Below are 22,372 nucleotides of genomic sequence, written 5' to 3' on the forward strand. Positions count from 1 at the left end.
CCAGCAATTCATCATCCGGCGCTGCACAAATACCGTGGTTGACCGGACAAAATATTCAGCGCTATCTGGTATCGCTGCTGGACTGCGCATTGCGTGGGCAGGCAGGGCGCAGAGGACTTTGTAGTCTTTTTCTGCGCGCGGCTTCCGACGCACCATCGCACCTCGGCCAGCCGCCGCTCCCAGCCACACCCGATCAGGAGCACCCATGGCCCACTCCCTGAAAGACCGCGCCGACCATTCTGAGGCCTCCGGCCGACCGACCCCCCCCCGACCTTTCCACAGACACCATCCGAACCGCCAGGGAAGAGCTCGCCGCCTGTTTCCGCATGGCGGCGCGCAATGGCTTTGAGGAAGGCATCTGTAACCACTTTTCCGCAGTTGTGCCGGGGCACGACGATCTCTTCATCGTCAACCCCTATGGCTACGCCTTCCGCGAGCTGACCGCCTCGAAACTCTTGATCTGCGATCTAAATGGCACCGTCGTCGAGGGTGAAGGCGAGCCGGAGGCTACCGCCTTCTACATCCACGCCGAGATCCACCGGCGCCTGCCGCGCGCCAAGGTCGTCTTCCACACGCACATGCCCTATGCGACGGCTCTGTCGATGACGGACGGTCCGCCGCTGATCTGGGCGGGGCAGACGGCATTGAAGTTTTATGGCCGCACCGCCGTCGACGAAAATTACAACGGCCTTGCGCTCGATCACCGCGAAGGCGCTCGCATTGCCGGAACATTGGGCGATGCGGACATCCTGTTCATGAAACATCACGGCGTGCTGGTGCTCGCACCGACCATCGCCGAGGCCTGGGATGACCTTTACTACCTCGAACGGGCGGCGCAAGTGCAGGTCCTTGCGATGTCCACGGGCCGCACGGTCTGCCCCGTCGATCCGGCAATCGCTGAAGCCGCTTATCGGCAGATACGGGAGGGAGATGCCGCCTCCGCGCGTGCGCATCTCGCCGCCATCCGTCGACAGCTGAACGCGGAAGAACCGCAATATCGACATTGAACATCGGACGTCGCACGTCTTGGCCTGGATAGGTGGGCGTGCGACCCCGACCGCGAAGCGAACGGGCAAGGCGCCCCCGATTGTTACGAATTATTCATTAAAACATTGAAATAATGAATTTGTTTAAATTAACGGTGCGTGTTTAGTTTCGCCTCACAACAAAAAGGTGGGGACGAATGGCACGGGACAATTCAATTGCGTCGCTCGCAAACCTGGCCGCCGGTCAGTCCTTTGCGCTCACTGGCGGCACCATCATCCATGACGATGGCACGCAATCGATCAGCGACATCATCGTGGGCGCCGACGGGCGGTTCGTTGTCGTCGAACCCTTTCTCAACACGATCTCTTGCAGCGCCTGCGTCGACATCAGCGGCATGCTGGTTTCGCCGGGCTTCGTCGATGCGCACCAGCATCTCGACAAGACCGGCGTGCTGCGGTTCACGCCCAATCCATCAGGAACGCTCCAGGGCGCCCGCGAGGCTTTTGCCAAGTATGCTCGCACCGCTGGTCCCGACGACATTCACAAGCGGGCAACGCGCACGGTTGAGCGATGCCTGTCCCGCGGCACGACGGCCATTCGCAGCCATATCAACGTCGACAAGGATGCCGGTTTCCACGGCATCGAGACGCTGGCGGGCATCCGCGATGGCGCGAAAGACCGCATCACCCTCCAGCTCGTTGCGTTCATGACGCCGCACCCGGGCCAGGACTTCGACTGGCTGGGCCAAAACATCGACGGCGCGGTGGCGCTCGCCGATGCCGTCGGCGGAACGCCGGCCGTTTCCGAGGACCCGCCACGTTATCTCGACATCCTGTTTTCGGCCGCCGTCAAGGCGGGCAAGCCGGTTGATCTGCATCTCGACGAGCACCTCAACGCCAGTGTCCACCTCATTGATGCCGCCCTCGACCGGGTGGAGCGCTTCGGCATGCAGGGACGCACCGTGTTCAGCCATGTCTCGGTCTTGAGCGCCCTGCCTCGCCGGAAATTCGAAAGCATCGTCGAGCGCATCCTTGCCCTCGACGTCGGTGTCGTTACCCTTCCGGCCGCAAACCTCTACCTGCAGGGGCGTGATTACGAGATGCTGCCGCCGCGCGGGCTGACCCGGGTCGCCGAACTGCATCGCGCCGGCATCACAATCGCCACGGCCTCGGACAATATCCAGGATCCGTTCGTGCCGACCGGCTCGGGCGACATGCTCGAAATCGCCCGCTGGACGCTGCTTGCGGGGCACCTGCGCGGCGACGAGCTTGCCGCGGCCCACCGCATGATCACCACGGCGCCAGCCCGTCTGATGGGGCTAGGCAAGGACTATGGGCTGCGCGCAGGCGCCCGGGCCGACTTCGTGGTCACAGATTGCCTCGACACCGACACGCTGATTGCCGGCGGGCCGGATCAGGCCTTTGTCTTCTCAAGGGGACGCCTCGTCTCAGAAACGACGACCGCGCTCATGCGCGTCGAAAACAGCCGCTTGAAGGAGGACGCATAACCGATCGGCGACTCCGGGGGGATTGAAACGACAATCTAATGGGAGGAATGAAATGAAGAAAACTGCATTTTCACGTCGCTCGCTGCTTGCGTCCATTTTCGGATTGGCCCTCGCCGGAATGATCCGGCCGGACATTGCGCATGCCGAAGACTTCAAGATGGGCCTTCTCGTGCCCGGTAGCGTTTCGGAAGAGGGATGGAACCGGATCGGCTACAATGCGCTGAAGGGCGTTGAAGACCAGCTCGGCGCCAAGATCAGCTATGTCGAGTTGCAACAGAATCCGGCATCCTTCGAAAAGGCCTTTCGCGACTACGCGAGCCAGGGCTACAAGGTAATCCTGGGCCACGGATTTGAATTCCAGGACGCAGCACTCGAAGTCGCACTCGATTATCCGGACACCTATTTCCTGATCTCGTCGAGCAGTATCCATGAAGGCAATGTCATCGGCCTCAACACCGATACGAGCCAGCCCTTCTACCTGATGGGCGTCATCGCCGCGAAGATGGGCCAAAAAGCGGGCCTCGTCGGCGGCATGGAGATCCCACCGATCCAGCAGGCCTTCGCCGGCTTTAAAAACGGCGCCAAGAGTGTGAACCCGGACTTCCCGATCAGCGAGGCCTATATCGGCAACTTCACCGATACGACGGCCGCCAAGGAGGCCGCGCTTAGCATGATCTCGCAGGGTGCCGATTTCGTCGTGCCGAACGCCTCGGGGGCCACCGTCGGCGGCTACCAGGCGATTTCGGAATCCGGGCCGGACGTGCGCTCTTTCTCGATCTTCAGCGACTTTACCGAGGTTGCGCCCAACAACATTCTCGGCCTCTACGTCGCCGATTATGCGCAGGGCGTGGTGGAAGTTGTGCGCTCAATTCACGAAGGCAGCCCGCCCACGCAAAACGTCGTCTTCGGGCTGAAGGACCCGAAGGTCATCTCCTTCACCTTCCGCGATGACGGCCCGGTCTCGGTGCCGGAAGACATCCGCGCTGAAGTGAAAGCGATCAGCGACAAGATCGCCGCCGGTGAGATCAAGACAGACACTCAGTGACGGGCCTTTCGCTGCGACCGGCCATGCCTGGTCGCAGCGAACCATTCAATGCCACACAATTATCGGGACCGATCCATGGAACAGGTAAACCAGGGAGCGCGTGATCACGTGTATCCTCAAGCAGCCCACGCTCTCTACCGGACGCTCTCGCAGGCGGGTATCAGCGCTGCGACCCCGATCGCCGCGGTCCTTGTCGCCCTTTCGTTCGGCGCGGCGCTTTTGTGGCTGAACGGCTTCACTGGGACCGACGTGGTTACGGTGATGATCATGGGCTCCTTCCAGGATGCGCGCTCGATCGGCGAAATCCTGCTGAAGGCGACGCCGCTCATCCTGATCGGCGCAGGGCTTTGTGTCGCCTTCCGGTGCAGCATCTGGAACATCGGCGCTGAGGGGCAGCTTTATGTCGGTGCGATCGCCGCCACCTTCGTCGGCACCAGCATCGATGGCCTCTCTGTCTGGATCCATGCCCCGCTCGTCATGCTGGCGGGCGCGTTGGCAGGCGCCGCCTGGGCCGGCATCGCCGGCTATCTCAAGGTACGCTTCCAGGCGAGCGAGATCGTCACCACGATCATGCTCAACTACATCGCCCTCATCCTGACGAGCTATCTCGTCACCGGGCCGATGAGGGACGCAAGCGCCGCCTATCCGCAATCGGCCCGGCTGGTGCGCGAGGCCTGGACGCCGCGCATCGTCTCGGACATGCGCCTCCATATCGGTATCCTCGTCGCCATCGTGCTGGCGGTCGCACTCTATATTTTCCTGCAACGCAGCAGCCGCGGTTTTGCCTTGCGCGTCGTCGGCCTCAACCCGGATGCGGCGCGTTATGCAGGCATGGACGTGCGCCGCAACGTGATGATCGCCATCTGTATCAGCGGCGCGATGGCCGGGCTTGCCGGCGCCTTCGAGGTCGCGGGTGTCACCCACCGGCTCTATCAGAACATCTCACCGGGCTACGGCTTCGAAGGCATCGCCGTGGCGTTGCTCGCCAACAACAATCCCCTGGCCGCGATCCTGTCGGGCGGGCTCTTCGCGATGCTACGGTCCGGCTCTGAGGTCCTCCAGATTACATCGCAGGTCCCGCAGGTTCTCGTCCTCGTCATTCAGGGCATCGTCATCCTGTCAGTCGTGGCCTTCGCCAAGTTCCGCGGTGTGCTGACGAGCCTGCGTTAGCCAAACCGCTCCCCGCAAGGGATGAAGATGATCAAGAGAGGTCCGCAACCATGGACGACATGATGTTTTTCACCTTCCTCGCGGCGCTGATGGGCGCGGCCTGGAGGCTCGCGACGCCCCTCATCTTCGCCTCGATCGGTGAGGTCTTTTCCGAACGGGCGGGGGTGCTCAACATCGGGTTGGAAGGCACGATGCTGGTCGGCGCGTTCTGCGGTTTCGCGGCCGCCTTCGCCACCGGCAGCATCCCGCTCGGCCTTCTTGCCGGCGTCGGCGGCGGCATGCTGTTCGGGCTGGTTTTCGCCTTCTTCACAATTACCATCAAGGCAGACCAGATCGTGGTAGGCGCGGCACTCAACCTGCTTGGCATGGGCCTCACCGCCTTCCTGTTCCGCACCTATTATGTCTCGACCGGCAAGGGCATCGAGATCGCCCAGCCGGTCCATATCCCCTGGCTCAGCGATCTGCCCTTCCTGGGAGAAGCCTTCTTCCGGCAGAACTTCATCGTCTACAGCACGATCCTTGTCGCAATCCTCGCCACCCTCGTGCTCAATCGAACCTCCTTCGGACTGACACTGCGTGCTGTGGGTGAACACCCCAAGGCCGTCGACGTCGCCGGCCGCAACGTCGCGACCTACCGGTACGCCGCAGTGATGGTCGGCACAGGTCTTGCAGGTCTCGGCGGCGCATTCCTGACGCTCGGTCATTCCAACCAGTTCGTCGAGGGCATCACCTCCGGGCGCGGCTTCATCGCGCTTGCCGTCGTGGTCTTTGCGAGGTGGTCGCCAATGGGGGCCTTCTTCGTCTCGCTGCTGTTTGGCCTCTTCTATGCCCTGCAACTGATGCTCCAGGCACAGGCGTCAATCGTGGTGCCTTACCAGGTCCTGCAAGCCCTTCCCTACATCATGACGATCATCACGCTGGTCGTGGTTCGCGGCAAGGGCGCCGCGCCGAGCAAGCTCGGCCAGCCCTACGAGATGAGGTAACGGACATGTCCCCCAAACCATTCCTGCGCATCGATAATATCCACAAGCGATTCGGCCCCATCATCGCCAGCGACGGCGTGTCGCTGCAAATCGAGGAGGGTGAGATCCACGCGCTGCTCGGTGAAAACGGCGCCGGCAAGAGCGTGCTGATGAGTATGATCTGCGGCATGGTGCGACCCGACGCGGGCGAGATCGTCTACAAAGGCGCGCCCGTTCGCTTCAACAGCCCGCGCGAGGCGATCCGCCAGCGCATCGGCATGGTACACCAGCACTTCATGCTCGTGCCGAACCTCACCGTCGCGGAAAACTATATCCTCGGCCAGGGATCAGCGTTCCGGATCATCAACGACATGGACAAGATCCATGCGAAAATCCGCGAGCTCAGCGATCGCTATGCGCTCGACGTCCGCCCTGACGCCCTCATCGAAGATCTCTCCGTCGGCGAGCAGCAGCGCGTCGAAATCCTGAAGGCTCTGTTCAACGGCATCGATCTCCTCATCCTCGACGAGCCCACCGCTGTGCTGACGCCGCAGGAGACCGACCGCCTGCTTGGCCTGATGCGTGACCTGGCCGCCGACGGGAAGACTGTCGTCTTCATCTCGCACAAGCTCGACGAGGTGATGCGGGTCAGCGACCGTATCAGCGTCATGCGCGACGGGCGCGTAGTCAATACCGTCGGCGTCGACGACACGGATGCGCGAGGCCTTGCCCGCATGATGGTGGGGCGCGACGTTGGCATGGAGCTGGTCCGCGACGCTGCCGCCGCCGGTCGGCTCGTGCTGTCGGTCGAAAACCTCAGCTGTCGTAGCGAAACCGGGCTTCCGGCCGTGCGCGGCATCAGCCTTGATGTGCACGCCGGCGAGATCGTCGGCATCGCCGGCGTTTCCGGTAACGGCCAGAGCGAATTGTCACTGGCGCTTGCGGGCCTGTTGCCGGTGGATTCGGGCCGCGTCGTACTCAACGGCAAGGACATTACCGGCCTGGACCCCGCCCGCATCAATGCTTGTGGGTTTTCCCACATCCCGGAAGATCGGCACAAGCATGGCATCGTGCTTTCGCTCTCGCTCAGCGAGAACACCATCCTCCAGCGATACGACCAACCGCCCTTTGCCGCCCGCGGCATGCTCAATCGGCGCACGATCGGCACGCATACCCGCGATCTCATCAAGCGCTTCCGCATCAAGTCCCGCGATGAGAACCAGCGGATCGGCGACCTTTCCGGCGGCAACCAGCAGAAGCTGGTGGTCGCGCGTGAACTGGCGCGCAATCCCGATTTTATTCTCGTCAACCAGCTCGCCCGTGGCATCGACATCGGCGCGATGGAATTCGTCATGGAGGAGATGCTGAAGCAGCGCGACAGCGGCAGAGCGATCCTGCTGATCTCGACGGAACTCGAAGAACTCTTCGCGATCTGCGATCGGATCCTCGTGATGTGCCACGGCGAAATCCTTGGGGAACTGCCGCCGGACCGTTCTCGCCTCGAGGAGCTGGGACTGCTGATGGCAGGGAAAGCTGCGGATCGCCTTGAGCAACCGACACCTGCGGGCTAGACAGGAGAGGCCGCGCCATCGTTTGATGTAAACCGCACAACCGGCATGTTCGAAGGAGGGCGTCGCGTCCATGAATATAACCCTGCGGCAACTCAGGGCCTTCATCGCGGTGGCCGAACTCGGCCAGTTCAACATCGCCGCAAGGAACCTTCACCTCACCCAGTCGGCGGTCAGCATCCTCATCCGGGACCTGGAGTCGGAAATCGGTGTGCGCCTGTTCGACCGCCACACGCGCATGGTGTCGCTGACGCTCGTCGGGCAGGAATTCCTGCCGCAGGCCCGCAAGATATTGAAGGACCTGGAGCTCGCCGTCGGCGACGTGCGCGACAATGCCTCGCTGAAGCGCGGCCAGGTCACCGTCGCTGCGGCCATCGTGCTCGCCGCAACCATCGTGCCGCCGATCATCGCCCGGTTCCTGCGCATGTATCCGGAGATTTCCGTCAGCATCCGCGACATGCCCGAGGAGGCGATCAGCCCGGCGCTCAAGCGCAACGAGGTCGACATCGCCGTTGGCACACTGTCTGAAGAGGATCCGGAGATCACGGCCACCCCGCTTTTGCGCGACAAGCTGATGCTTGTGTGCCGGGAGGACCACCGTTTCGCCAAACGGAAGTCCGTGCGGTGGGAGGAGATGAAAGACGAATCGCTTATCACGCTGGCCGCCGCCAATCCATTGCGCAGCATCGTTGAGCATAACCTCATCCGCGTCGCTCCGAATTTCCGGCCGAAGTACGAAGTGCGCTTCTCAACGACCGCCATCAGCATGATCGCCGCCGGCATGGGCGTCGCCGTCCTGCCGGAGAATTCCAGCCAACTCGCATCCGCCGTACACGTCACGACCATCGACCTGATCGAACCGGAGGTGATGCGAGATGTCTCGCTATTGCAGCGGCGCCAGCACAGCCTTTCGCCCGCGGCCGAGCATCTCAAAGCGGCCTTCGTCGCTTGGGCTGCTGACCGTACTGGATCCTCTGTCCGCGATTGAAACCACGGCAAGTCTCCCAACCCGCAATGCAATGCATGCGCACGACAGATGCAAAGCCCCTGGCGCGATCCCACAAGCTCTTGACCTTACCATCGTTGGAGGCCCCATAAGGGTCGCGTTACCCTTCATGGTACCGAGAGCATGCGAGCTCGGCTGACCGTGAGAGGTCCCGAAGCCTGCCCGCATGTCCAGAGGAAAACATGAGATCTTCACTCAGCGCTGACTGGGACTTCGAGCGGGAAACCCGTTCAATCCTTCTGCGGTTCGTCGCCTTCGCCATACTTCTCGCTAATCTCTTGCTGGGCGGGGGTGCAGAGGCTGAAGGGACCCATTTCGCCGTCATTATTTGCTATCTGGTTATCAGCATCGCATCTGTGATGAGCGCCCGCTTCCTGCCCGGACGATCCTGGCTGAAAACGCTATTTGTCGTTCTTGACGCACTGCTGGTCGCGTTGATCCTCTATGCCCATATCCTTGGCGGCCCGGTCACAGAGAACCACAATGTTACGACGAGCAGCCTCGTCGTCGCTTTCATTCTCCTCAATCATGTTGGCCTCAAGCTTGACCGTCGGCTGGTTCTTGTCTTTTCAGGCATCGTCCTTGTTGCCTGGATCGGCATGCTCGCGGTTACCGCCGCCAGGCATCACACGGCTGACGCTGTCTCGTTCGTTGCGTACTTTTTCAATCAGGATCTTGGTCTGACGGTGAGTTATGGCTTCACCGCCTTTGCAATTTATCTCCTCGCCAAGGATCACGATAAGACGCGGAAGGAGGCTCTGTTGGCAGACAGGCGACGCCTCAATCTGTCGCGGTTCTTCTCGCCACTCGTTGTCGCCGACCTTCAGGAAGGAAGTTCGGCTCTCGAACTCGAACGGCGCAATGCCGTGATCATGTTTGTCGACCTGCGTGACTTCACCAGTTTTGCCGAGACAGCACCCGCTCGCCAATTGGCAGCGGTGCTGGCTCAATACCGTCATCTCGTTTCGGGGATCATTTTCGACCACGGCGGAACCGTCGACAAGTTCATCGGAGACGGCGTGATGGCCGTGTTCGGCCAACCTACAGCAATGAAGGATGACGCAGACCGTGCGCTCGCTTGCGCTCTCGACCTGGTCGATGCGTTGAATGACTGGAAGCACCAGAATTTGGTTGGCGGGTATCCTGCCCTAAGCGCTGGCATAGGCTTGCACTATGGCTCCGTCGTCGGTGGCGTCCTGGACAGCGGGTGTCATAGCGAATTCACAGTCATAGGGGATGCGGTCAATGTCGCCCAGCGACTTGAAGCCCTTACGAAGGTTCTGGGCTCACCGCTTGTTGTCTCATCGGCGCTGGTCAAACAATTGCGCAAACCTGCGCCATCTGCACTGTGGACGGTACAGAATGAGGTTGCGCTCGCTGGCCGGCGGTTGCCGATTGACATCTGGTACTTGCAGACCGAGGTGGATAGCAGTGTCCCTTCCCCCGTAGCCGGCGGTGCAAAGACACCCCTCCAGAGGCCTTCCCTCCAGTCCTCGCCGTTTACAGCGCCAGACGTCGGGATTGGATAATCAATCCCTCTCGCGGTGGTCCTGACAAGCTCATCTATCGTTCGGGCAAAGACTCGCCAAAGATCGATTGGCACGCGCCACTGCCGGCCACTGCATTCTTGATCTGGGTTCCATCTGGACCGCGATCACCTGACGAACGCTGCTTTAGATTTCGTGTCACCGCGTCATTCCTCGACGGCCTTCAAACTGCCGGGTCTATCAGGAACTATTTGTAATTAGCAAGCCAAAACTCCTTGACATTTCAATCAAAAACGAAGGAATTAAGATAACAACAAATTCTTGGAGCTTGTTTCATGCTGGCCATTGTCGCCGATGATCTGACCGGCGCCCTGGATGCAGCCGCCCCATTCGCCAGCAGGGGCCTGCATACTGAGATTGCGCTTACCGTCGAAGCCATCCCCGGGGCGTTGAGCGAGCACCCGCAGGTCATGTCCGTCAATATTGGCTCGCGGGAAATGGATGTCGTATCAGCGCAGCAAGCAACTGCTGCGGCGCTTGCCGCGTTGCCGCCGGGCTCGCGCCTTTTCAAGAAGATCGACTCGCGCCTCAAGGGCCACATCGCTGCCGAGCTCGACATTATCCCTTTTCGCTCAGCGCTGGTTGCTCCCGCCATTCCGGATTTCGGACGGATGGTAAGGGCCGGCCATGTACAGGGCTTTGGGGTGGATACGCCGATATCGATTGCCGAAAAACTTGGCAGGCACGCGGGGAACATGACGATCCCGGATATCGCGACCGCGGAAGAAATGAGCCGCTCGCTTCAATCGGCCCAGGAATCGGGAGTGGACCTGCTGATCGGTGCGCGCGGATTGGCCGAGGCACTGGCACGCCAAATGACCGGCGACGCAAAGGCGCTAGCTGCCGAGATCCCAGAAGGGCCCGGACTTTTTGTCATCGGCTCGCGTGATCCGATCACGCTAGCGCAGATTGAAGAATTGCGTGCCACGCTCGAGTCGCGTTATCTGCCGGCACCAAATGGCCGCCTGAGCGACACGTCTTCGGATGGCAGCTTGATCACTCTTGTGCAGGCAGTTGACGGAGATGTCGCAATTACCTCCCAGGAAGTCTCCCGTCTTCTAGCGGAAAGCGTCTTTCCAGCTTTGACACAGGCCGCCTCGACGTTGCTTCTTTCCGGTGGTGCCACTGCACAAGCCGTGCTGGACAAGATGGGGATTAAACGTTTCCGGCTAATGGGTGAGTGCATGCCAGGTCTGGGCTTGGCCTTCGCCAACGGACATTGCATCATCGCGAAATCCGGAGGATTCGGTCACGCGGGGACGCTGAGGGAGATTGCGGGCAGAATGCTCCGCAACATGGGATGACAATGGGACTGGAGAACGGAACGACACGCAAGAGCCTGGCCGACCTCGTCTTCGAGCGGATGCATCGCGCCATTAAATCGGGGGCCTACAAGCCCGATGAACGCTTGCCGACGGAGCACGACCTCGCCGCCGAATTCGAAGTGTCCCGACCGGTCATCCGCGAGGCGCTTCGCCGCATCCGTGACCAGGGCCTGATCTATTCTCGCCGGGGCGCTGGCAGTTTTGTTCGTGCCGTCGGCATGAAGGAGCCACTTGGCTTCGGACAACTGGAGAATGTCGCGGATCTGCTGAACTGCTACGAGTTCCGGCTGACGGTCGAGCCGGCAGCAGCAGCCGCAGCAGCGGCACGCCATGATGACGCCAGTCTTGGCGCCATTCGCCAGGCGCTGGAGTTGATGCGGGACGCGACCAACCGACAGTCGCATCGCGAGGACGCGGACTTCCAATTCCATCTGGCGATCGCGCGCGCTGCCCAGAACAGCTATTTCTCGACCGCGATGGAAGCCCTCAAGGACCATATTGCCGTCGGCATGAAATTCCATGGCGCGTCAGTCAAGCGCGAGACAACCGGCCTCACGCGTGTTTTCGCCGAGCACGAAGCAATCTGCGATGCGATCGCTGCCGGTGACGGCACGCAGGCAAAGCAGTTGATGCACGATCACTTGACCGGCTCGCGCGAGCGGTTGTTTCAGACGACCCGGTAAATCGGCGACACTCGCAACGCGAAGCGCCCCGACCTTTGGCCGAGGCGCTTGAAATTGGGCAATGGCCCAAGGCGCCTAAAGCGCAGTAGCCTCTCAGGTTCGCCTACTGCGCGTTAGGCACTTGTTTGTTGCGCATGTCGTTCTCGCCGCTGCGCACATTTCCGCGACATGCGTTAGAAAGCCGCCCTGTAGACCTCCAGCACCTCGTCGACACTCATATCAACAGGATTGTTGTCCATCAGGCGACGGTTGGCATGCGCCTCGCTGGCATAGAGCGGCAGATCTTTCGACGTCGCGCCGTGAGCTGAAAGCGACATCTCGATGCCGAGATCACTGCAAAATCCGCGAGCAGCGCTCAGAAGTTCCGGCGCCGAAAGAGCCTCGCCCAGTCCCAGCGCCTGTGCGACCTCATCCGTCTTTTCTGCTGCAACGGAACGATTGAAGGCAAGTACATGTGGGAAGATGATGGCGTTGGCCAGCCCGTGCGGCAGGCGGAGCCTGGTTCCCAGCGGATAGGCGATGGCGTGGCCAGCGGCCGTGTTTACCGGCCCAAGGCATATGCCGCCGTAATAGGAGGCAAGCATCAGCCCTTCGCGGGCCTCGGTATCTGTCCCGTCCTTGACCGCGCGTGCCAGATATTTGCCGACAAGATGGAAGCCCATTCGCGCAAACCCATCGATCATCGGATGCGCCCGACGATTGGTGAAGGCCTCGACACAATGGGCCATCGCATCGACACCCGTCGCCGCTGTGACGGCCGGCGGTACGGAATAGGTCAACTCCGGATCGAGAACGGCAAAGTCCGCGATCATGTGCGGGCTTTCCACTGCGATCTTGTTACCTTTGCCGGGATCGGTAATCAGCGAGCGAATGCCCGCTTCAGAGCCGGTTCCAGCCGTCGTCGCGACTTGAACCAGGCGAGTGTTGCGGCCGGCGACGCGATTGGGGCCAGCGACATCGACGAGCGTTTGATCCGAATCCCAAAGCGCTGCAACCAGCTTTGCGACGTCGAGCACCGATCCGCCGCCAAGACCGACAATCAGGTCCGGCTTGCACCGCCTTGCGGCCTCGAGCGCTGCGTCCAGCGTTGCGATGTCGGGCTCTCCGGGTATCGCATCGAAGACAGTGACGCGGCCGGAAAGCCGCAATCGATCTGCAAAGCCTGCCGTGATCGGCGTTGCGATCACGAGTGCGGAGCCGGCTTCGGCAGCCCAGGCACCGACCTCTCCGACCGTACCTGCGCCGACTATTAGCCGGCGTGGTTGATGAAGGGTGATTTGAGCAATTGTCATGGCCTGGTCATCCTTGCTTGGCGCTGCCGGCCACGAGCTTGCGCGCGTAGGCGATGGCGGAGTTCATATTGCCGTGGTCGGCGATGCCCTTTCCGGCGATGTCGAAGGCCGTGCCATGGTCGACCGAGGTACGATCGATCGGCAGATCGACCGAGACGTTGACCGCGGTATCGAAGGCGACCAGCTTGATCGGGATGTGTCCCTGATCGTGATATTGCGCGACGATCAGATCAAAAGCGCCGGAATAGGCACGATAGAAAACCGTGTCCGCCGAAATCGGCCCGTAGGCGTCGATACCCTCGGCGCGCGCGGCCGCAACCGCAGGCGCAATCTGGTCGTCATCCTCGGTGCCGAACAGGCCATTTTCGCCGCAATGCGGATTGATGCCGGCAACAGCGATCCTGGGCGCGGCATAGCCGGTGCGCTTGAGATGAGCGTCCCCGGCCCTGATCGTTGCCAGAACTCGCTCTGTCGTCGCCCTTCTGATTGCCTCCTGCAGCGAGACATGCGTCGACACATGGATAACTTTCAGTCGTTCGGAAGCGAGCAGCATGTAGGCAGCCTTCGACCCGGTGAGGCTACGCAGCATGCCGGTATGGCCATCATAGTGATGGCCTGCGAGGTTCAACGCTTCCTTGTTGATCGGTGCGGTGACGATGCAGCCGATCGCACCGGATTCGGCGTCGCGCACCGCTTTCTCGATAAAACGGAATGCGGCATCGCCGGCGACCGGGCTCAGTTGCCCCCAGGGCAGCGGTGCACCCTCGATCGGCAGATCAACGACATGAGGAGTGAGGTCGATGTCCAGGCCGAGCGCAGATCGAGCGGCCTCCAGTGTCGTCAGATTGCCATAGATGCGCGTCTGCGCGCGATCTGTGCTGGACATTTCAGCCAGGGCCCGCACCGAGATCTCGGGGCCGACCCCACAGGGATCGCCCATGGTTATGCCGATGATATTGCTCATGAAACACTCCGTCGAGCCGCACTGTCCCAACCGGGAGCCAGGCGGACATATTTGATCGCGCGCCGATGATAGGTGTAGGCGAGATGCATTGCGCCGTCGGGACCTTCAAGCAGCCAGGGATAGGACATTTCATGGTTGCGGCCATCGGTCGAGTCATTGGACAGGCAGGTTCCCGGGCCATCTTCGATCGACTGGCGAAGCGCAAAGGAATGCCCCCCGTCGTTGGAGAGGCAAAGTGCAACGGGTGCGCGCGGCACCCCCCAGACGGGAACACAGCCTCCGCTTGGATCCGCATCGGGCCGGCCATCATCTTCGCCCAATTCGTCATAGAGCGAGGCGCGTCGGTCGGACGACAGAAGCGCGTTCACCGGATTGCAGATCATGGCGATGCGGCCGTCGCGCAGGCGGATTGCCGCTAGCGACGAATTGTTGTTCGGCACTTCCGTGGCATGAGGCACGGACCAGGACCGCCCCCCGTCGACGCTCTCGCTCCGGTAGACAAAGTCGGCCTGACGGCGCCGAAAGAAGGCGGCGTAGCGCTCCCCTCCGAGTGCGACCGGCGACATGTGCACACAGCCGGTGGACTGTTCAATATTTTCGAGCCGCCACGTCCTGCCTGCATCATGGGAGACACCCACTGCGGCCGTGTCATGGCTGCCGTTCCATTTCTGGCCGGGGCGTTGCACGCATCGGAAAATCGGCAGCAGCCACGCACCATCGTCGCGCACGACGACAGGGGCGCGGACAAAACACCCGCGCGGCAGGTCGAGGTAGCGCCCCTTTGGCGCTGCGAGCTTCAGTGGGTCGGCGGGATCGCGCACCACCTCAGTCATGCGGATCCGGCATTCATCCTGATTTCCTGATGGTTGGGAGGTATGAAACAGCCAGAGAGTGCCGTCCGGCGCGGAAAACAACACCGGGTTCTGTTCCGAATGTGAAGGATCGTCACTCAGTCGCTGCGGCGGTCCCCAGGCGGTCGAGCCTTGCGTCAGTACAGACGCGAAGATCGAGATATCCGACTTGCCCTCCAGCGTGCCGCCGAACCAGGTGCAAACGAGCGCACCGTCATCGAGCAAGTGCAGGAATGCCGCATGGTTCTGGATCATTGGCGAAGGCAACAAGGCTTCGCCGCGCCCCGGGGACACGGATCGAAGCACGCCGTTCATGTTGCGAGCGATTTCATCGGGATGCATTTAGGCCCTCCTGTCAGGTTCGAAAATCATCCAAATTCCAAAGTTGTCAAGTTCTTTAATGTCATTTAATTTCTCACATCAACCATGCTATCATACGCAACTATCTGATATTGCTTGTTATTTGTAAACAATAGCCGCGATCAATAATTTTACATAAGAAAACGATTTGACAAACTTTGCCGAAAGATAGATGGTCATGACAACACGGCGCAAGGATGCCGGGGACGGAGGACCTTCATGTACAGCGCCAGCAGTCGCCACCAGGCTACGACGGCCGTCGTCTTTGCAGCAGGAGCAGCAACGCTCGCCGCGACAGATGCCGTGATCGTGCGTGCGCTGAGCGGCGCCGTGCACCCGTTCGTCATCGGATTTTTCCGGGCGTTCTTCGGCGCACTCATCCTTCTTCCCTGGATTGCGCTTCGCCCATCCGTTCTTCGCACCACGCATCCGGTGCGCCAGCACGCCCTGCGCGCCGGCTTCAAACTATTGGCGATGATCGCGCTGTTCGCCGCCTTCAGTTGGGGACCGCTCGCCGACGTCACCGCCATCGCCTTCACCTCTCCGATTTTTGTCGTGCTGGGTGCAGCGTTGACGTTGGGCGAACGTCCGGGCCCGGCGATGATTGCAGCGGTCGCCCTTGGTTTTGCCGGAGCCATGCTGGTGATCGGCCCGTCCGCGACGGGCTTCACGCTGGCGATCTCGCTGGCGCTTGCGGGCGCCGTGCTTCAATCAGCGATCCAGCTAATTTTGAAATCCATGTCGAAAGGCGACGCCACGTCGACGCTCGTCGTGTGGAACCTTCTCTTGACCGTGCCGATCGCCCTGCTGCTCGCCATCCCGTTTTTCGCCATTCCTGGCCCAAGGGAAATGGGGTTGCTTGCGCTTCAGGGCGTGGTCGGCACCGCATGCATGGGGCTGATGACCCATGCCTTTTCGCTGGCGCCGGCGACTGTCGTGGCACCGGTTGACTTTCTACGCCTGCCGCTTGTGGCCTTCGGCGGATTTGCCCTGTTCGGCGAAACCGTCGCGCTGACCACCATCGGCGGCGGCGCACTCATATGCTGCGCCGCATTGATCGCCGCGCGTTCCGGAAAATTCAGGTCTGGCAAGACGCCGGACTGAACGAGACTTTCTAGGGAGGAAAATGCAATGAAGAAAACGCTTATCCTGGGGGCGCTCCTGTTGGGCTCCGCCATGTCGCCTGCTTTTGCCGCATCGGGACCGATCAAGATCGTGCTGGCCGAGGAGGCCGATCTGCTCGAGCCCTGCATGGCAACCCGCTCGAACATCGGCCGCGTCATCATGCAGAATGTCAGCGAGACCCTGACCGAGCTCGACGTTCGCGGCGACAAGGGCGTCGTGCCGCGCCTTGCCGAAAAGTGGGAGCAGAATGAAGACGGAAGCTGGCGTTTCCATCTTCGCCAGGGGGTGAAATTCTCTGATGGCACGACCTTTGACGCCAAGGACGTCAAGCACAGCTTCGACCGCATCATGAGCGACAAGAATGCCTGTGAGTCTCGTCGATACTTCGGCGGGATGACGGTTACTGCCAATGTCGTCGACGATCACACGATCGATTTCAGCGCGGATCCGGTTCAGCCGATCCTGCCGCTGCTGATGTCGCTCGTCACGATCGTTCCGGAAGAAACGCCACTTGAGTTCATCCGCGAGCCGATCGGCACCGGCCCCTACAAACTGACCAACTGGACGCCGGGCCAGCAGATCGTCCTGACCGGGCGCGATGACTATTGGGGCCAGAAGCCGCAGGTCACGGAAGCAACCTACCTGTTCCGCGCAGATCCGTCAGTCCGAGCCGCAATGGTTCAGGCCGGCGAAGCCGATCTCTCGCCCTCGATCTCGCAGCTCGACGCAACCAACCCGAAGACCGACTTCTCCTATCTCGACAGCGAGACCGTCTATCTGCGCATTGATCACAATATCGAGCCTCTGAACGATGTGCGCGTTCGTCGTGCCCTTAACATGGCCATCGACCGTCAGGCGTTCCTGGGTACTCTGGTTCCCGATAGCGCGCTGCTCGCCACCGCGATCGTGCCGCCCCCGACGCTCGGCTGGAACCCCGACGTGAAGGTCTTCCCCTTCGATCCAGAAGCCGCGAAAAAACTTCTGGAGGAAGCCAAGGCCGCAGGCGTGAAGGTCGATACACCGATCACCATCATCGCACGCTCGGCAAACTTCCCGAACGTGACCGAGATCATGGAAGCCATCCAGGCGCAGTTGCAGGAAGTCGGCTTCAAGATCGATCTCAAGTTCGTCGAAGTGGCCGAACATGAAGGCTACTATTCCAAGCCGTTCAAGGAAGGTCGCGGGCCGCAGCTCGTTGCTGCCATGCATGACAACTCCAAGGGTGACCCGTCCTTCTCGATGTTCTTCAAATACGCGACCGAGGGCACGCAGTCGGGCTTTTCAGACCCCAAGGTCGACGATCTGATCAAGCGCGCCTCGGCGGCTGTCGGCGAAGAACGCGCCAAGCTCTGGTCTGAAACCATTGCCTATGTGCATGATGAAGTGGTGGCTGACGTGCTGCTCTTCCACATGGTTGGATTCTCGCGCGTTTCCGAACGCCTGGACTTCAAGCCCACCATGGCGACCAACTCGATGCTTCAGCTCTCGGAGATCGGCATCAAGTGATCCGTTCTGGCGATGATGAAATCCGCCAGTGACAGACGCAATCAAGGCGGCGGGAGGATCCCGCCGCCCTATGCAATCGAGAGGCACAAAGATGAGCTTCATTCGCAAACGGGCCCTGGCCAGCCTGATTTCCCTTATCGGGCTGATCGTGATGGTCTTTTTCCTCTCGCGCCTGACGGGAGATCCCGCCGCCCTGTTCCTTCCCGTCGAAGCCTCGGCGGAGATGAAGGACCAGTTTCGCGAGATCCACGGCCTTAACGATCCGATCATGGTTCAGTTTGCCCGCTACGTTGGCGACATCGTAACCGGCGATTTCGGCGAGTCGCTGCGCAAGGCACGGCCGGCACTCGATGTGGTTCTGGAAGCTTTCGTGTGGACGCTCTGGCTTGCCACTATCACCATGTCGCTGGTGACGGGCGCTGCCATCGTCGTCGGCTCACTGGCCGCGTTCCGCGCCGGCGGTTTTTTCGATCGCCTCTCCTCGGTGATATCGCTGATCGGCGCGGCCGTCCCGGACTTCTGGCTTGCCATTGTCGCGATCGTCGTCTTCTCGGTGAACCTTGCCTGGCTTCCGACATCCGGCACCGGCTCGCTCCTGCACTGGATTTTGCCCATCGGCGTGCTGTTCGTCCGCCCGTTCGGGATCATCGTCCAGGTCGTTCGCGGTTCGATGATCAGCGCGCTTTCGTCTGCCTACGTGAAGACGGCACGCGCCAAGGGCGTGAAGTCCGGACCGATCATCTTCATCCACGCGCTGCGAAACGCCATGCTTCCCGTCATCACCGTCATCGGCGACCAGGCCGCGAGCCTCCTGAACGGTGCGGTCATCGTCGAAACCATCTTTGGTTTTCCCGGCGTCGGCAAGCTGATGATCGACAGCATCCTGCAGCGTGACTTCAACGTCGTTTTGGCCGCCATTCTCGTGACCGCGCTGGCGATTTTCGTCATGAACCTGTTGATCGACCTTGCCTATACGCTTCTCGATCCACGCATCCGTCATTGAAGAGTTCAGCCATGACCTTACAGACGACAGATACGGCGATAACCCAGGAACCGACCTTTGCTGTTCGCATGGCGCGCATGCTGTGGGCGGACAAGTTCGCCCTGTGCGCTGCAATCTTTCTGATCACAGTCCTCATTCTGGCGATCGTCGGGCCGAGCTGGCTTGGCGACCTTGCGACGAAGCAAAACCTGCGCGGCCGAAATGCAGCGCCGTTCGAATGGGAACGCGGCTGGGTCTGGTGGATGGGGGCGGATGCGCTTGGACGTCCGCTGTTTGCCCGCATCATTGTGGCAACGCAAAACACGCTGATGGTTGCCGCAGGCGCCGTCGCGATCTCCGCGATCGTCGGCACCACGCTCGGTCTGATCGCTGGTTTTTCCTCCGAGCGCGTCAACCAGGTCATCATGCGGCTGGCCGACGTCATCATGTCGTTCCCGTCGCTGCTGATCGCGGTTATCGTGCTCTATGTCCTCGGCTCGTCGATCCTGAACCTGATGTTGGTTCTCGCGATCACACGCATTCCGGTCTATCTGCGCACCACCCGCGCGGAGGTGCTGGAGATCCGCGAGCGCATGTTCGTGCAAGCTGCGCGCGTCATGGGCGCCTCCAGCAAGCGCATCCTCTTCCGGCACATCCTGCCCGTGGTCCTCCCAACGCTGACGACGCTGGCGACCCTCGACTTTGCCTATGTGATGCTGGCGGAAAGCGCGCTTTCCTTCCTCGGCATCGGCATTCAGCCGCCCGAAATCACCTGGGGTCTGATGATTTCTCAAGGTAGGCAATATCTCACCAATGCTTGGTGGCTGTCCTTCTGGCCCGGCCTTGCAATCATCCTGACGACCATGTCGCTCAACTTGCTTTCGAACTGGATGCGCATCGCCCTTGATCCCGTCCAGCGCTGGCGCCTGGAAATGAAAGGTCGCAAGAATGGCTGACCATCTGCTGGAAGTCCGCAACCTCTCGGTCGAATTTCACACCGTGATGGGTGTGGTCAAAGCGGTCCGCAACATCTCGTATCACCTCGATCGCGGCGAGACGCTGGCGATCCTGGGCGAAAGCGGATCAGGCAAGTCCGTATCGTCGTCGGCGATCATGAACCTGATCGACATGCCGCCCGGCCGTATCAGCTCGGGCGAGATCCTGCTTGACGGCGTCGACCTCTTGACGATGCCGACACACAAGCGCCGCGAAGTGAACGGTCGCCGCATCGCAATGATCTTTCAGGATCCGCTCAGCCACCTGAACCCGGTTTATTCGGTCGGCTGGCAGATCCGTGAGGCACTGACGACCCACGGCACGGGAAGCACCGAGGCACAGGCGGAAGCTCTGCGGCTGTTGACCCGCGTCGGCATTCCCGACCCGGAGAAATCGCTCGACAAATATCCGCACGAGTTCTCCGGCGGTCAGCGCCAGCGCGTCATGATCGCCATGGCGCTTGCACTCCGCCCCGATCTGCTGATCGCCGACGAGCCGACGACGGCGCTCGACGTGACTGTTCAGGCCGAGGTGCTGGCGCTTCTGGAGGAGTTGCAGCAGGAAACCGGCATGGCAGTCCTGATCATCACGCATGACCTTGGCGTCGTCGCCGAGGTTGCCGACCGCGTCGTGGTGATGGAAAAGGGCGAACTGGTCGAGGCGGGAACGGTTCGCGATGTCTACAAGAACCCGCAACATCCCTACACCCGTAAGCTGATCGCCGCTGCCCCCGGAAAGGGCAAGATGCATTCGCCGGGCGCGCGCGGCGAGCCCGTCCTGTCGGTTCGCGACGTCCGCAAGCACTATGGCAGCTTCGAAGCTCTGAAAGGCATCTCCTTCGACCTCATGCCAGGCGAGACCATGGCCGTCGTCGGCGAAAGCGGCTCGGGAAAATCCACGCTCGCCCGCATCCTGCTGAGGCTGGACGAGCCCGACAGCGGCAGCGCGCTATGGAAGGGCCGTGACCTTTTCCAGCTGTCGCCGGCGGAACTCTACAAATTGCGGCGCGACCTGCAGATGGTGTTTCAGGACCCCACCCAGTCGCTCAATCCGCGCATGACCGTCTACCAGCTGATCTCCGAGGCATGGGTGATCCATCCGGACATCCTGCCGAAGGCGAAATGGCGAGAGCGCGTCGCCGAGCTTCTGGTTCAGGTCGGCCTTGGGCCGGAACATATGGGGCGATATCCACATCAGTTTTCCGGCGGTCAGCGCCAGCGCATCGCCATTGCCCGAGCGCTGGCGCTCGAGCCGCAATTGATCATCTGCGACGAGGCCGTCTCGGCGCTCGATGTCTCGGTTCAGGCCCAGGTCATTGCCCTCCTTGACAAGCTTCGCAAGGACATTGGCATTGCCTTCATCTTCATCGCCCACGATCTTCCGGTCGTTCGCGACTTCGCCGACCACGTCATGGTGATGCAGAAGGGCAATGTCGTCGAACTCGGCACCGTGCGTGAGGTCTTCGAGACCCCACGCCAAGACTATACGCGCGCGCTTCTGGCTGCCGGACTTGATCCGGATCCCGACGTCCAGGCGGCCAATCGCGCCGCCCGCCTCGAATGCGCCTCCTAGAGAGCGCTCCCATCACTGGAGATAACAATGTCCAAGCAAGCCTTTGTCGCGCTCGTTACCTGCTTCAACGACGATGAGACGATCAACTACGACGCGACGCGCGCTCAGGTCCGCCGACAGGTGGACGCCGGCAACAACATCATGTGCGCCGGTACGAACGGTGATTTCAGCGCCCTGACCTACGACGAGAAAGTGCGCCTGACCGAGGAGGTCGTCGATGAGGTCGCCGGCCGCGTCAAGGTCATCGTCAATGCCGGCATGCCCGCAACCTTCGAAACGCTGAAACTCGCACGCGAATTCGATCGCATCGGCGTCGATGGTATTGCCGTGATAACCCCGTTCTTCATCGCCTGCACCCAGGATGGTCTGATCCGTCACTTCTCGACCGTTGCGGACGCGGTCGAAACCCCCATCTATCTCTACGATATTCCGGCCCGCACCCAGAACCATATCGAGCCGGAGACCGCGCGCAGGCTTTCCGGGCACGGCAACATCGCCGGCATCAAGGATTCCGGCGGAGCAAAAGAGACGCTCGAAGCCTATCTCGAAGTGGCCAGGGACGTTGAGGGTTTCGAAGTCTACTCAGGCCCTGATCATCTGGTGCTGTGGGCGCTGCAAAACGGTGCGGCCGGCTGCATATCGGGCCTCGGCAATGCCATGCCGCACGTGCTGGCGGGAATTTTGAACGCCTTCAATTCAGGCGACATTGCCGAAGCCGAAAGACAGCAGGCGATTTATTCGGCCTTCCGCACGGATCTCTACGCGCTTGGCTTTGCGCCTGCGATGGTGAAGCGATCGCTCTTTCTACAGGACAGCTCCGTTGGTGCCAGCCGCGAGCCGGCCCTGCTGCCCAACAAGACCCAGGACGACCAGATCGAGGAGATCCTGCACCGGTATGGGCTCCTTTGAAGCGGGTGCCGAAAC

Annotated in this window: 19 protein-coding genes; 16 read left to right on the forward strand and 3 right to left on the reverse strand. The window is 61.1% G+C overall.

Annotated features, from left to right (window positions below; translation table 11 throughout):
- Window positions 1–236: 236 nt before the first annotated feature.
- The 10 genes from BKP54_RS01355 (at window position 237) to BKP54_RS01400 (ending at window position 11,800) form a co-directional block, all read left to right on the forward strand.
- Window positions 237–1,007 carry an aldolase gene (locus BKP54_RS01355; RefSeq protein WP_128090346.1) on the forward strand — a complete coding sequence of 257 codons (771 nt, stop codon included), beginning with the start codon at window positions 237–239 and terminating at the stop codon, window positions 1,005–1,007.
- A gap of 176 nt (window positions 1,008–1,183) precedes the next feature.
- Window positions 1,184–2,494 (forward strand): amidohydrolase family protein, encoded by a 1,311-nt coding sequence (locus BKP54_RS01360; protein WP_084814061.1) that lies wholly within the window; start codon window positions 1,184–1,186, stop codon window positions 2,492–2,494.
- 118 nt (window positions 2,495–2,612) lie between these two features.
- Complete coding sequence (locus BKP54_RS01365) at window positions 2,613–3,539, forward strand: BMP family protein (RefSeq protein ID WP_041693040.1); 927 nt, start codon at window positions 2,613–2,615, stop codon at window positions 3,537–3,539.
- 75 nt (window positions 3,540–3,614) lie between these two features.
- Window positions 3,615–4,709, forward strand: a complete 1,095-nt coding sequence (locus BKP54_RS01370) for an ABC transporter permease (RefSeq protein ID WP_084814062.1) — start codon at window positions 3,615–3,617, stop codon at window positions 4,707–4,709.
- 50 nt (window positions 4,710–4,759) lie between these two features.
- A complete protein-coding gene (locus tag BKP54_RS01375) occupies window positions 4,760–5,692 on the forward strand; it encodes an ABC transporter permease (RefSeq protein ID WP_057221098.1) in 933 nt (310 codons plus the stop codon).
- A 5-nt stretch (window positions 5,693–5,697) separates the two neighbouring features.
- The gene (locus tag BKP54_RS01380; RefSeq protein ID WP_084814063.1) at window positions 5,698–7,242 is read left to right on the forward strand and encodes an ABC transporter ATP-binding protein; all 1,545 of its coding nucleotides are present in this window, start codon (window positions 5,698–5,700) and stop codon (window positions 7,240–7,242) included.
- Window positions 7,243–7,312: 70 nt separating this feature from the next.
- Window positions 7,313–8,227, forward strand: coding sequence for a LysR family transcriptional regulator (locus BKP54_RS01385; protein WP_084814064.1), 915 nt, complete (start codon window positions 7,313–7,315; stop codon window positions 8,225–8,227).
- 200 nt (window positions 8,228–8,427) lie between these two features.
- Window positions 8,428–9,774 (forward strand): adenylate/guanylate cyclase domain-containing protein, encoded by a 1,347-nt coding sequence (locus BKP54_RS01390; protein WP_057216838.1) that lies wholly within the window; start codon window positions 8,428–8,430, stop codon window positions 9,772–9,774.
- 293 nt (window positions 9,775–10,067) lie between these two features.
- Window positions 10,068–11,096 (forward strand): four-carbon acid sugar kinase family protein, encoded by a 1,029-nt coding sequence (locus BKP54_RS01395; RefSeq protein WP_084814065.1) that lies wholly within the window; start codon window positions 10,068–10,070, stop codon window positions 11,094–11,096.
- Between the two features lie 2 nt (window positions 11,097–11,098).
- Window positions 11,099–11,800 carry a FadR/GntR family transcriptional regulator gene (locus BKP54_RS01400; RefSeq protein ID WP_025430377.1) on the forward strand — a complete coding sequence of 234 codons (702 nt, stop codon included), beginning with the start codon at window positions 11,099–11,101 and terminating at the stop codon, window positions 11,798–11,800.
- Window positions 11,801–11,973: 173 nt separating this feature from the next.
- Here BKP54_RS01400 and BKP54_RS01405 read toward each other — a convergent pair whose 3' ends face one another.
- The 3 genes from BKP54_RS01405 to BKP54_RS01415 are packed head-to-tail and all read right to left on the reverse strand — an operon-like array spanning window position 11,974 to window position 15,249.
- On the reverse strand, window positions 11,974–13,092 hold the full coding sequence (locus BKP54_RS01405; protein ID WP_084814066.1) for an iron-containing alcohol dehydrogenase: 1,119 nt from the start codon (window positions 13,090–13,092) through the stop codon (window positions 11,974–11,976).
- Between the two features lie 7 nt (window positions 13,093–13,099).
- Window positions 13,100–14,056, reverse strand: a complete 957-nt coding sequence (gene pdxA, locus BKP54_RS01410) for a 4-hydroxythreonine-4-phosphate dehydrogenase PdxA (RefSeq protein ID WP_084814067.1) — start codon at window positions 14,054–14,056, stop codon at window positions 13,100–13,102.
- On the reverse strand, window positions 14,053–15,249 hold the full coding sequence (locus BKP54_RS01415) for an exo-alpha-sialidase (protein WP_084814068.1): 1,197 nt from the start codon (window positions 15,247–15,249) through the stop codon (window positions 14,053–14,055). The genes pdxA and BKP54_RS01415 overlap by 4 nt, the downstream gene beginning before the upstream one ends.
- Window positions 15,250–15,486: 237 nt before the next feature.
- Here BKP54_RS01415 and BKP54_RS01420 point away from each other — a divergent pair, with 237 nt between their 5' ends.
- The 6 genes from BKP54_RS01420 (at window position 15,487) to BKP54_RS01445 (ending at window position 22,357) form a co-directional block, all read left to right on the forward strand.
- Entirely contained in the window at window positions 15,487–16,371 is an 885-nt protein-coding gene (locus BKP54_RS01420; protein WP_084814069.1) for a DMT family transporter, read from the forward strand.
- 27 nt (window positions 16,372–16,398) lie between these two features.
- A complete protein-coding gene (locus BKP54_RS01425) occupies window positions 16,399–17,898 on the forward strand; it encodes an ABC transporter substrate-binding protein (protein ID WP_057216823.1) in 1,500 nt (499 codons plus the stop codon).
- Between the two features lie 91 nt (window positions 17,899–17,989).
- Window positions 17,990–18,901: an ABC transporter permease gene (locus tag BKP54_RS01430; protein ID WP_084814070.1), complete on the forward strand. Its 912-nt coding sequence runs from the start codon at window positions 17,990–17,992 to the stop codon at window positions 18,899–18,901.
- Between the two features lie 11 nt (window positions 18,902–18,912).
- Window positions 18,913–19,836, forward strand: a complete 924-nt coding sequence (locus tag BKP54_RS01435; protein ID WP_025430384.1) for an ABC transporter permease — start codon at window positions 18,913–18,915, stop codon at window positions 19,834–19,836.
- Window positions 19,829–21,448, forward strand: coding sequence for an ABC transporter ATP-binding protein (locus tag BKP54_RS01440; protein WP_057226011.1), 1,620 nt, complete (start codon window positions 19,829–19,831; stop codon window positions 21,446–21,448). Before BKP54_RS01435 ends, BKP54_RS01440 begins: the two co-directional genes overlap by 8 nt.
- A gap of 27 nt (window positions 21,449–21,475) precedes the next feature.
- Window positions 21,476–22,357, forward strand: a complete 882-nt coding sequence (locus tag BKP54_RS01445) for a dihydrodipicolinate synthase family protein (protein ID WP_057207066.1) — start codon at window positions 21,476–21,478, stop codon at window positions 22,355–22,357.
- The last annotated feature ends 15 nt before the right edge of the window (window positions 22,358–22,372 follow it).

The sequence above is a fragment of the Ensifer sp. 1H6 genome (genome assembly GCF_001976035.1).
GTDB lineage: Bacteria > Pseudomonadota > Alphaproteobacteria > Rhizobiales > Rhizobiaceae > Ensifer > Ensifer canadensis.

Coding starts and splice junctions, on each gene's coding strand:
- BKP54_RS01360 (WP_084814061.1), top strand. CDS start 1,184: ATGGCACGGGACAATTCAATTGCGTCGCTCGCAAACCTGGCCGCCGGT.
- BKP54_RS01365 (WP_041693040.1), top strand. CDS start 2,613: ATGATCCGGCCGGACATTGCGCATGCCGAAGACTTCAAGATGGGCCTT.
- BKP54_RS01370 (WP_084814062.1), top strand. CDS start 3,615: ATGGAACAGGTAAACCAGGGAGCGCGTGATCACGTGTATCCTCAAGCA.
- BKP54_RS01375 (WP_057221098.1), top strand. CDS start 4,760: ATGGACGACATGATGTTTTTCACCTTCCTCGCGGCGCTGATGGGCGCG.
- BKP54_RS01380 (WP_084814063.1), top strand. CDS start 5,698: ATGTCCCCCAAACCATTCCTGCGCATCGATAATATCCACAAGCGATTC.
- BKP54_RS01385 (WP_084814064.1), top strand. CDS start 7,313: ATGAATATAACCCTGCGGCAACTCAGGGCCTTCATCGCGGTGGCCGAA.
- BKP54_RS01390 (WP_057216838.1), top strand. CDS start 8,428: ATGAGATCTTCACTCAGCGCTGACTGGGACTTCGAGCGGGAAACCCGT.
- BKP54_RS01395 (WP_084814065.1), top strand. CDS start 10,068: ATGCTGGCCATTGTCGCCGATGATCTGACCGGCGCCCTGGATGCAGCC.
- BKP54_RS01400 (WP_025430377.1), top strand. CDS start 11,099: ATGGGACTGGAGAACGGAACGACACGCAAGAGCCTGGCCGACCTCGTC.
- BKP54_RS01405 (WP_084814066.1), bottom strand. CDS start 13,092: ATGACAATTGCTCAAATCACCCTTCATCAACCACGCCGGCTAATAGTC.
- pdxA (WP_084814067.1), bottom strand. CDS start 14,056: ATGAGCAATATCATCGGCATAACCATGGGCGATCCCTGTGGGGTCGGC.
- BKP54_RS01415 (WP_084814068.1), bottom strand. CDS start 15,249: ATGCATCCCGATGAAATCGCTCGCAACATGAACGGCGTGCTTCGATCC.
- BKP54_RS01420 (WP_084814069.1), top strand. CDS start 15,487: ATGTACAGCGCCAGCAGTCGCCACCAGGCTACGACGGCCGTCGTCTTT.
- BKP54_RS01425 (WP_057216823.1), top strand. CDS start 16,399: ATGAAGAAAACGCTTATCCTGGGGGCGCTCCTGTTGGGCTCCGCCATG.
- BKP54_RS01430 (WP_084814070.1), top strand. CDS start 17,990: ATGAGCTTCATTCGCAAACGGGCCCTGGCCAGCCTGATTTCCCTTATC.
- BKP54_RS01435 (WP_025430384.1), top strand. CDS start 18,913: ATGACCTTACAGACGACAGATACGGCGATAACCCAGGAACCGACCTTT.
- BKP54_RS01440 (WP_057226011.1), top strand. CDS start 19,829: ATGGCTGACCATCTGCTGGAAGTCCGCAACCTCTCGGTCGAATTTCAC.
- BKP54_RS01445 (WP_057207066.1), top strand. CDS start 21,476: ATGTCCAAGCAAGCCTTTGTCGCGCTCGTTACCTGCTTCAACGACGAT.